Source organism: Enterobacter sp. K16B (genome assembly GCF_020216105.1).
GTDB lineage: Bacteria > Pseudomonadota > Gammaproteobacteria > Enterobacterales > Enterobacteriaceae > Enterobacter > Enterobacter sichuanensis.
The window spans coordinates 1-10,423 of sequence record NZ_JAIWJZ010000009.1 but is presented as its reverse complement, the minus strand read 5'-3'; the positions used below and the strand labels follow the sequence as shown (position 1 = coordinate 10,423).

Genomic DNA, 10,423 nt, shown 5'->3' with positions numbered 1-10,423 from the left:
GGCGGCGCTTCGCTTGCACGGGCCTACGGGTTTTGTAGGCCGGGTAAGCGTAGCGCCACCCGGCGGAAAAATGGTTGCTAACTCTGCGTCGCCGGTTTTCCGAGAGACTCTTTCGCCAGCTCTTCTGCCGATTTACTTTTCAGCACCGTCCAGATCACCACCGCACCCATCAGGTCGAAGACCGCCAGTACCGCAAACAGCGGGCTGAAGCCGATGGTATCCGCCAGCGCGCCAACCACCAGCGCAAACATCGTACTTGCGGTCCAGGCGGCCATCCCGGTCAGACCGTTGGCGGTGGCCACTTCGTTACGACCAAAGACGTCAGAGGAGAGGGTGATCAGCGCGCCGGACAGGGACTGGTGCGCAAAACCGCCGATGCACAGCAGGGCGATAGCCACATACGGGCTGGTGAACAAGCCGATCATCCCCGGGCCAATCATCAGCAGCGCGCCCATGGTCACGACCATTTTACGGGAGACAATCAGGTTCACACCAAACCAGCGCTGGAACAGCGGTGGCAGGTAGCCGCCAACGATACAGCCCAGGTCTGCGAACAGCATTGGCATCCAGGCGAACATGGCGATCTCTTTCAGGTTAAAGCCGTAGACTTTAAACATGAACAATGGGATCCAGGCGTTAAAGGTACCCCAGGCGGGTTCCGCGAGGAAACGCGGCAGGGCGATACCCCAGAACTGACGGGTGCCCAGGATCTGCCAGACGGTCATTTTCTTGCCGTTGTTGGTCTGATGCTGCGCTTCCTGACCACCAATGATGTAGTCACGCTCTTCGTCAGACAGTTTTTTCTGGTCACGCGGGTGCTTATAGAACAGCAGCCACGCTATTGCCCAGGCAAAACTCAGCACGCCAGAGATGATAAACGCCATCTGCCAGCTGTGCATTACGATAGCCCACACCACCAGCGGCGGCGCTATCATCGCCCCGATGGACGAGCCCACGTTGAAATAACCGACCGCAATCGAACGCTCTTTTGCCGGGAACCACTCCGAGCTGGCTTTCAGCCCGGCAGGGATCATCGCGGCTTCCGCGGCACCCACCGCGCCGCGTGCCAGCGCCAGACCGCCCCAGCTGCCTGCCAGCGCCGTTGCCCCGCAGAACACCGCCCAGGCGATGGCGAAGAAGGCATAACCGATTTTGGTCCCGAGAATATCCAGCACATAGCCTGCCACCGGCTGCATGATGGTATACGCCGCGGAATAAGCGGCAATGATGTAGGAGTATTGCTGCGTGGAGATATGCAGCTCTTCCATCAATGTTGGCGCTGCTGCTGCCACGGTGTTACGCGTCAGGTAGCCCAGCACGGTGCCTAACGTCACCAGCGCGATCATATACCAACGTAACCCTTTAATTTTACGCATCTAAAACCTCATCGTTATGTTATGTCGGCGCCAGAGCACGGCAACCGCTCAACCGTTGCCGGGAGCCGTTGTGTAACGGGAGGGGCGTAGCCGGGAACAGCTCCCGGAACGGCCCGAACCTTGCCATAAGTAAGCGTGCATAAGTCGGTATCCGTACCGTTAAACCCGATGTCTCTCACACCGGTAATGCATTCCGTCGGCTAAGTGTTTGCGACGGCGAAAAGATAACTTGTCATACAACTTTAAAAGGTGAGTGACATCACAAATGTATGATTATTTGTGGGGACATTCGTCGCTGCGGGCAAAGCCAGTAATGGCGCGGCCTGCAGCAGGGTTTGTTCCAGTGAAGGGAATGAATTTGTTGGCGTTTATTGATCTCACTCACGAAAAAAGGTTCGGTGGGTGGAAATTGGTGTGATAACTTTGCAGCATATGAACATACGCTTTCTGACGCTCCCGTAATGAGGAAGACGATAATGACGCCGTTTATGACTGAAGATTTTCTGTTAGATACCGAATTTGCCCGCCGCCTGTACCACGACTACGCCAAAGACCAGCCGATTTTCGACTACCACTGCCATTTACCGCCGCAGCAGGTTGCCGAAAATTACCGTTTCAAAAACCTGTATGACATCTGGCTGAAAGGTGACCACTACAAATGGCGCGCCATGCGCACCAACGGCGTGGCTGAACGCCTGTGTACCGGCGACGCCACTGACCGCGAGAAGTTTGACGCCTGGGCGGCGACCGTTCCGCACACCATCGGCAACCCGTTATTCCACTGGACGCACCTTGAGCTCCGCCGTCCGTTTGGTATCACCGGAACACTGCTCTCTCCAGCGACCGCGGATGAGATCTGGGATCGGTGTAATGCGCTGCTGGCGCAGGATAACTTCTCCGCGCGCGGCATCATGAAGCAGATGAACGTAAAAATGGTGGGCACCACCGACGATCCGATTGACGCTCTCGAACACCATGCGGCCATCGCCAAAGACAGCGCGTTTGACATCAAAGTGTTGCCAAGCTGGCGCCCGGATAAAGCTTTTAATATCGAGCAGGCCACGTTTAAGGATTACATGGCGAAGCTGGCCGAGGTTTCTGATACCGACATCCGTCGTTTCGCAGACCTGCAAACCGCGCTGACCAAACGGCTGGATCACTTCGCGGCGCACGGCTGTAAAGTGTCTGACCATGCGCTGGATGTGGTGCTGTTCGCGGAATCAAACGAAGCCGAGCTGGACAGCATTCTGGCGCGTCGTCTTTCCGGTGAGTCCCTGAGCGAGCATGAAGTGGCGCAGTTCAAAACGGCGGTGCTGGTGTTCCTCGGCGCAGAATATGCCCGTCGTGGCTGGGTACAGCAGTACCATATCGGCGCGCTGCGCAATAACAACCAGCGCCAGTTTACGCTGCTGGGCGCGGATGTGGGCTTCGACTCCATCAACGACCGTCCGCTGGCTGAAGCGCTGTCTAAGCTGCTGAGCAAGCAGAACGAACAAAATCTGCTGCCAAAAACCATTCTCTACTGCCTGAACCCGCGCGATAACGAAGTGCTGGGCACCATGGTCGGCAACTTCCAGGGTGAAGGGATGCCGGGCAAGATGCAGTTCGGTTCCGGATGGTGGTTCAACGATCAGAAAGACGGAATGGAGCGTCAGATGACGCAGCTGGCGCAGCTTGGCCTGTTAAGCCGCTTTGTCGGCATGCTGACCGACAGCCGCAGCTTCCTGTCCTATACCCGCCATGAATACTTCCGCCGCATCCTGTGCCAGATGATTGGCCGCTGGGTACACGCAGGCGAAGCGCCGGCGGATATCCAGCTGCTGGGCGAAATGGTGAAAAACATCTGCTTTAACAATGCGCGCGACTACTTCGCCATTGAACTGAACTAAGGCCGTTTGAGGTTGATATGCAATACATCAAAATCCATTCGCTGGATAACGTGGCCGTCGCGCTGACGGATCTCGCTGAAGGCCACGTGGTGACCGTTGATAACCAGAGCGTCACCCTGCGTCAGGCGATTGCTCGCGGACATAAGTTTGCCGTGAAGCCTCTCGCCAAAGGGGACAACGTCGTGAAGTACGGTCTGCCGATTGGGCATGCGTTAGCGGATATTGAGCCAGGTGAACATCTTCATTCCCACAATACCTGCACCAATCTTAGCGATCTGGACGAGTACAGCTATCAACCTGATCTACCCGCAGAAAGCGTTCAGGCGGCAGATCGCGAGGTGCAGGTCTACCGTCGCGCCAACGGCGAGGTGGGGATCCGCAACGAGCTGTGGATCCTCCCGACCGTCGGCTGCGTCAATGGAATTGCGCGTCAGATCCAGACGCGCTTTCTGAAAGAGACCAATAATGCCGAAGGCACTGACGGGGTGCATCTCTTCAGCCATACCTACGGCTGCTCCCAACTGGGTGACGACCATATCAATACCCGTACCATGCTGCAAAACATGGTGCGTCATCCGAATGCGGGTGCGGTGCTGGTGATCGGCCTCGGCTGCGAGAACAACCAGGTGGACGCCTTCCGCGAGACGCTGGGTGAGTTTGACCCTGAGCGCGTGCATTTTATGGTGTGTCAGCATCAGGATGACGAGGTGGAAGCAGGCGTTGAGCAGCTTCATCAGCTTTATGAGGTGATGCGTCATGACAAGCGCGAGCCGGGCAAACTGAGCGAGCTGAAATTTGGTCTGGAATGCGGCGGGTCCGATGGCCTGTCCGGTATCACCGCCAACCCGATGCTGGGCCGTTTCTCGGACTACGTGATCGCCAACGGCGGCACGACGGTGCTGACCGAAGTGCCGGAGATGTTCGGTGCAGAGCGTATTCTGATGAGCCACTGCCGTGACGAAGCGACGTTTGAGAAAACCGTCACCATGGTGAACGACTTCAAACAGTACTTCATCGCCCATAACCAGCCGATTTATGAGAACCCGTCGCCGGGTAATAAAGCGGGCGGGATCACCACGCTTGAAGAGAAATCCCTCGGCTGCACCCAGAAAGCGGGCGCGAGCCAGGTCGTCGATGTGCTGCGCTACGGCGAGCGCCTGAAAACGCATGGTCTCAACCTGCTGAGCGCCCCCGGAAACGATGCGGTCGCCACCAGCGCACTGGCCGGCGCAGGCTGCCATATGGTGCTGTTCAGCACTGGCCGCGGCACGCCGTACGGCGGTTTTGTACCGACGGTGAAAATCGCCACCAACAGCGAGCTGGCGGCGAAGAAAAAACACTGGATCGACTTTGATGCCGGACAGCTGATTCACGGTAAAGCGATGCCTGAGCTACTGGCGGAGTTTGTGGACAGCATTGTGGAATTTGCTAACGGCAAGCAGACCTGTAACGAGAAGAACGATTTCCGCGAGCTGGCGATCTTTAAGAGTGGTGTGACGCTGTAATCGGTGCGGCCTGATGCCCTCACCCTGACCCTCTCCCACGGGGAGAGGGTACAAACACTAAAAACGGCAACCTCAGGGTTGCCGTTTTGCTGTTAACCTCGCAGGGCGTTCTTCGCTAAACGCGCGTCTTCCGCCTGGCAGGCCGCCGCGGTAAACAGCACGTCGGTAGAGGAGTTCAGCGCGGTTTCGCAGGAGTCCTGCAGCACGCCGATGATAAAGCCGACGGCTACGACCTGCATGGCGATCTCGTTCGGGATACCGAACATATTGCACGCCAGCGGGATCAGCAGCAGCGAACCGCCCGCCACGCCGGATGCGCCACAGGCGCACAGCGACGCCACGACGCTCAGCAGCAATGCGGTTGGCAGATCCACCGGAATACCCAGCGTATGCACCGCCGCCAGAGTCAGTACAGTGATCGTAATCGCCGCACCCGCCATATTCACGGTTGCGCCCAGCGGGATCGACACGGAATAGGTATCGCGGTCCAGGTTCAGCTTCTCCGCCAGCGCCATGTTCACCGGAATATTTGCCGCAGAACTGCGGGTGAAGAAGGCATAGACACCGCTCTCACGCAGGCAGGTCAGCACCAGCGGATACGGGTTGCGGCGGATCTGCCAGAATACCAGCAGCGGGTTGATCACCAGCGCCACCAGCAGCATACAGCCGATCAGCACAACCAGCAGCTGGGCATAGCCCCACAGCGCGTCAAAACCGGTGGTCGCCAGCGTGGAGGAGACCAGACCGAAAATCCCGACTGGCGCAAAGCGAATCACCAGTTTGACCATAAAGGTCACGGCGTTCGACAGATCGTTTACCAGGTTTTTGGTGGTCTCATTACCGTGACGCAGCGCGAAGCCCAGACCAATCGCCCAGACCAGAATACCTATGTAGTTGCCGCTCATCAGCGCCGTGACAGGGTTAGAAACCATGCTCATCAGCAGACCGCGAAGCACTTCCACAATTCCTGAGGGTGGTGTGATCTCACCGGCGGCGCTGGTCAGATGCAGCGTGGACGGGAACAGGAAGCTAAATACAACGGCGGTTAATGCCGCCGAGAAGGTTCCCAGAACATACAGGAACAGAATAGGGCGAATGTTGGTTTTTTGTCCGTGTTGATGGTTGGCGATAGATGCCATCACCAGCATCAGAACCAGCACCGGCGCGACGGCTTTCAGGGCGCCAACGAACAGTGTCCCGAGTAGCCCCGTAGCTTCCGCGGCAGGTTTTGAGACCATCGCCAGCAGAATACCCAGCACCAGCCCGACCAGAATTTGTTTTACGAGGCTGCCCTGCGCCAGGCGCGCGAACAGACCGCTAGATTGTGTGCTCATACGTTATTCCTGAGTGAAATTGCGTTCCATCCTGGATGTGCTCTAAGTCACATTTATGTCCGGATGTAAGAAAATGTTTGCCAGGTCGAGTATAGGGAATGCGCGAAAGGAGGGAAGCGTAAAATGCTGGATTTTACGTGTTGCGTCATGTTTTTTAACTATTGATTAACGAAAGTGCCGGGTGGCGCTGCGCTTGCCTGGCCTACGGAGTGACGTTGTAGGCCCGGTAAGCACAGCGCCACCGGGCAAAACGCACTAAGCCTGCTGCTTCTTATCGTGCTGGCGGTTAACCCAGGTATTGATAATCAGCGTCACGATCAAAATGCCAAACACCACGCCGAGCGAGATGGCGATCGGGATATGGTAGAAATCGACGATCAGCATCTTGATACCGATAAACACCAGGATCACCGACAGGCCGTACTTCAGCATTGAGAAGCGCTCCGCCGCGCCTGCCAGCAGGAAGTACATGGCGCGCAGACCGAGGATCGCAAACAGGTTTGAGGTCAGCACGATGAACGGGTCGGTGGTCACCGCGAAAATAGCCGGGATACTGTCCACGGCGAAAATCACATCGCTCAGCTCAACCAGAATCAGCACCAGCAGCAGCGGGGTGGCAAACAGCAGGCCGTTCTTGCGCACGAAGAAGTGCTCGTTCTCGATCCTGTCGGTCATGCGCAGATGTCCACGGATCCACTTCACCAACGGACGATCGCCAATCGCGGAGCCGTCCTCTTTCGCCAACGCCATTTTGACCCCGGTAAACAGCAGGAACGCGCCGAAGACGTACAGCAGCCATTCGAACTGGGTAATCAGCCAGCTACCGGCGAAGATCATAATGGTACGCAGAACAATCGCGCCCAGCACGCCGTACACCAGCACGCGGCGCTGCAGGGCAGCAGGTACGGCAAAGTAGCTGAACAGCATCAGCCAGACGAAGACGTTATCGACTGCCAGCGCTTTTTCAATCAGATAACCGGTGAGGAAGGCGAGCGCCTGAGGATCGGCCACTGCCCGGCCCTCGGTGGAGGCCAGATACCACCAGAAGGCGGCGCAGAAGAGCAGAGAGAGGGTAACCCACACCAGCGACCAGACGGCGGCCTGTTTCATGGTCATACCGTGCTCGCCGCGACGCCCCTGCAAAAAGAGGTCGATCGCCAGCATGATGAGCACGATAACCGCGAATCCGCCCCACAACATGGGAGTGCCGACAGAATGCATACTATTTTCCTTACACATAAAAAAACAAAAACGGCTATGGTCAGAAGACGATAGCCGTTAGCTTTTTATGCATAGACCTCGCCTTCCGGCAAGGTCTCACTTACAACCACGAGGGTTGCCCGGCGACCGGATGCGGTTTTGCACGCATCGTAATGACGATCCACCGACGAAGAAGTTACTCCCCTTTGCAGGTAACAAAATATGTCAGACCATTGGTTTCGTCAATGGTCTGCGCCGTTTCATTACACAGCTTTACGCGATAGCGTTCGCGCTCACGCCGTCTGCCGGGAACACCACGCCGGTCTGACGGCGGATCTCCGTTTGCAGTTTCGACGTGCTGCGGCTCACCGCGAGTCCCGGGTGATTCACTTCGTTGTCTTCCACCAGGCGGGCGAAGACCTCTGCCTCATAGAGCATAGTGTTTATATGCTGAGGCTGCGTCAGCTCCTGCGCTTTACCGCCGCGCGGCACAAAGCTGACCTTCTGGCACTCTGAGATCTTCTCGATCACCAGCGACCCGGCTTCGCCCTGAATTTCGCTCGGCAGGACGGAATCGCTGACTTTGGAGTGCTGTAGCGTGACGCTGAAATCACCGTAATCCAGCACCACTAACCCGTGTGCATCCACGCCGCTCTCCAGCAGGCTGGCCTGAGCGCTTACGCTGTGCGGTTCGCCCCACAGCGCCACGGCGGAGGCCAGGCAGTAAAAACCGATATCCATAATCGAGCCGTTCGAGAAGGCCGGGTTAAAGGTGTTCGGGTTCTCGCCGTCCAGGTAGCGCTGGTAGCGCGACGAATACTGGCAGTAGTTGATAAAGGCTTTACGCATCTTGCCAATTTTCGGCAGCGACTGCTGCAGCAGCAGGAAGTTTGGCAGGCTGGCGGTTTTGAACGCTTCGAACAGCACCACCTGGTTTTCGCGGGCCAGCGCGATGGCGGCTTCCACTTCATCGATGTTCGACGCCAGCGGCTTCTCGCAAATCACATGCTTTTTATGGCTGAGGAACAGCTTCGTTTGCGGGAAGTGCAGAGAGTTCGGGCTGGCGATATACACCGCGTCAATGGCGTCGCTTTGCGCCATGTCATCAAGCGAGGTGAAGAGATGCTCAACGAGGTAGTCGTTGGCAAAGCTCTGCGCCTGCTCAAGGCTGCGGGAATAGACTGCGGTAAGTTTAAGTTTGCCGGTTTCGTGGGCGGCGTCGACGAACTGGCGCGTGATCCAGTTCGTACCAATGACTGCGAAACGTATCATAAACGTTTACGTACTCCGTAGCGGGGAACCTTTAGCCACTGTAGCACGTCATCATGACAATTCGCGTGCGCTACTGCGCATTACCTTTTAACGATAAATGCGTAAGCCACAGGCGGGTATCAAACTCCAGCTGGTGGTACTGCGGCTCCATGTGGCAGCACAGGGAGTAAAACGCTTTGTCGTGCTCTTTCTCTTTCAGGTGCGCCAGTTCGTGCACCACGATCATTCGCAGGAAGGCTTCCGGCGCGTTGCGGAAAACCGTCGCGACGCGGATCTCGGCTTTCGCTTTCAGCTTGCCGCCCTGCACGCGGGAGATGGCGGTGTGCAGGCCGAGCGCGTTTTTCAGCACATGGATCTTGTTGTCGTACATCACCTTATTGATCGGCGGCGCGCTCTTCAGATACCGGTTTTTCAGATCCTGCGTATACTGCCAGAGGGCTTTATCGGTCGCGACATCGTGCGTGCCGGGGTAGCGTTTTTCCAGCACCGCGCCCAGTTTTTGCTCGGCAATTAACGTGCGAACCTGGGAAAGCAGATGTTCCGGGTAGCCCTGGAGATAAGTCAGCTGGTTCATCAAAACCCCAAAATAAGTTGAAAACGGGTATACTCACGCACCCTTTTCAGGGATAACGCCGAAATTTTACCATTCAGGAGGGCCGATGAGCCACTTAGACAACGGTTTCCGTTCACTCAACCTTAAACGTTTCCCGGAGACGGACGACGTTAACCCGCTACAGGCGTGGGAAGCGGCGGATGAGTATCTGCTGCAGCAGTTGGATGAGACTGAAATCCGCGGCCCGGTTTTGATCCTGAATGATGCCTTTGGCGCGCTGGGCTGTGCGCTGGCGGAACACGCGCCGTACAGCATCGGCGATTCTTACTTAAGCGAGCTGGCGACGCGTGAAAACCTGCGCCATAACGACATCGAAGAGTCCAGCGTGAAGTTCCTCGACAGCACCGCGGACTACCCGCAGTCGCCTGGCGTGGTACTCATTAAAGTGCCAAAAACCATGGCGCTGCTGGAGCAACAGCTGCGTGCGCTGCGTAAGGTCGTGACGCCAGAAACCCGCATCATCGCGGGTGCCAAAGCGCGCGATATTCACACTTCGACGCTGGAGCTGTTTGAGAAAGTCCTTGGGCCAACCACCACCACGCTGGCATGGAAAAAAGCGCGGCTGATCAACTGTACGTTCAGCGCGCCCGATCTGGCCGACGCGCCGGATACGCTGAGCTGGAAGATGGAAGGGACCGGCTGGACCATCCACAACCACGCGAACGTCTTCTCCCGCACCGGTCTGGATATCGGGGCGCGTTTCTTTATTGAGCATCTGCCGGAAAATCTGGAAGGGGAGATTGTCGATCTGGGCTGCGGTAACGGCGTGATTGGCCTGACGCTGCTGGCGAATAACCCGGAGGCCAGCGTGGTGTTCAGCGACGAATCGCCAATGGCGGTAGCCTCCAGCCGTCTGAACGTGGAAACCAACCTGCCAGAGGCGCTGGACCGCTGCGAGTTTATGATCAACAACGCGCTGTCCGGTGTAGAGCCGTTCCGCTTCAACGCGGTGTTCTGTAACCCGCCGTTCCACCAGAAGCATGCCCTGACGGATAACGTCGCCTGGGAGATGTTCCACCACGCGCGCCGCTGTCTGAAGATCAACGGCGAGCTGTACATCGTTGCCAACCGCCATCTGGACTACTTCCACAAGCTGAAGAAGATTTTCGGTAACTGCGTCACCATCGCGACCAACAACAAGTTTGTGGTGCTGAAATCAGTGAAGCTGGGGCGTCGTCGTTAAGATTGTTTTGCCTGGCGGAGCTGCGCTTGCACAGGCCTACGGTTTTGTAGG

General features: G+C 57.0%; 8 protein-coding genes. 3 read left to right on the top strand and 5 right to left on the bottom strand.

From position 1 onward, the window contains the following. Positions 1-77: 77 nt before the first annotated feature. Positions 78-1,376, bottom strand: a complete 1,299-nt coding sequence (locus tag LDK53_RS02405) for an MFS transporter (protein ID WP_025759860.1) — start codon at positions 1,374-1,376, stop codon at positions 78-80. Positions 1,377-1,852: 476 nt separating this feature from the next. Between LDK53_RS02405 and uxaC the strand changes: the two genes are divergently transcribed. Continuing rightward, entirely contained in the window at positions 1,853-3,265 is a 1,413-nt protein-coding gene (gene uxaC / locus LDK53_RS02400; protein WP_025759858.1) for a glucuronate isomerase, read from the top strand. 17 nt (positions 3,266-3,282) lie between these two features. Then, positions 3,283-4,770, top strand: coding sequence for a UxaA family hydrolase (locus LDK53_RS02395; protein ID WP_225283970.1), 1,488 nt, complete (start codon positions 3,283-3,285; stop codon positions 4,768-4,770). Between the two features lie 92 nt (positions 4,771-4,862). Here LDK53_RS02395 and sstT read toward each other — a convergent pair whose 3' ends face one another. The 4 genes from sstT to LDK53_RS02375 all read right to left on the bottom strand — a co-directional run bounded on the left by sstT (position 4,863) and on the right by LDK53_RS02375 (position 9,150). Then, positions 4,863-6,104: a serine/threonine transporter SstT gene (sstT, locus tag LDK53_RS02390; RefSeq protein ID WP_045286328.1), complete on the bottom strand. Its 1,242-nt coding sequence runs from the start codon at positions 6,102-6,104 to the stop codon at positions 4,863-4,865. A gap of 255 nt (positions 6,105-6,359) precedes the next feature. Beyond that, on the bottom strand, positions 6,360-7,325 hold the full coding sequence (locus LDK53_RS02385; RefSeq protein WP_025759576.1) for a TerC family protein: 966 nt from the start codon (positions 7,323-7,325) through the stop codon (positions 6,360-6,362). A 252-nt stretch (positions 7,326-7,577) separates the two neighbouring features. Further along, positions 7,578-8,576, bottom strand: coding sequence for a Gfo/Idh/MocA family protein (locus LDK53_RS02380; protein WP_045286327.1), 999 nt, complete (start codon positions 8,574-8,576; stop codon positions 7,578-7,580). Between the two features lie 70 nt (positions 8,577-8,646). Further along, positions 8,647-9,150, bottom strand: a complete 504-nt coding sequence (locus LDK53_RS02375) for a YgjP-like metallopeptidase domain-containing protein (protein WP_025759578.1) — start codon at positions 9,148-9,150, stop codon at positions 8,647-8,649. 85 nt (positions 9,151-9,235) lie between these two features. Here LDK53_RS02375 and rlmG point away from each other — a divergent pair, with 85 nt between their 5' ends. Then, positions 9,236-10,372 (top strand): 23S rRNA (guanine(1835)-N(2))-methyltransferase RlmG, encoded by a 1,137-nt coding sequence (rlmG, locus tag LDK53_RS02370; protein ID WP_225283968.1) that lies wholly within the window; start codon positions 9,236-9,238, stop codon positions 10,370-10,372. Positions 10,373-10,423: the final 51 nt, after the last annotated feature.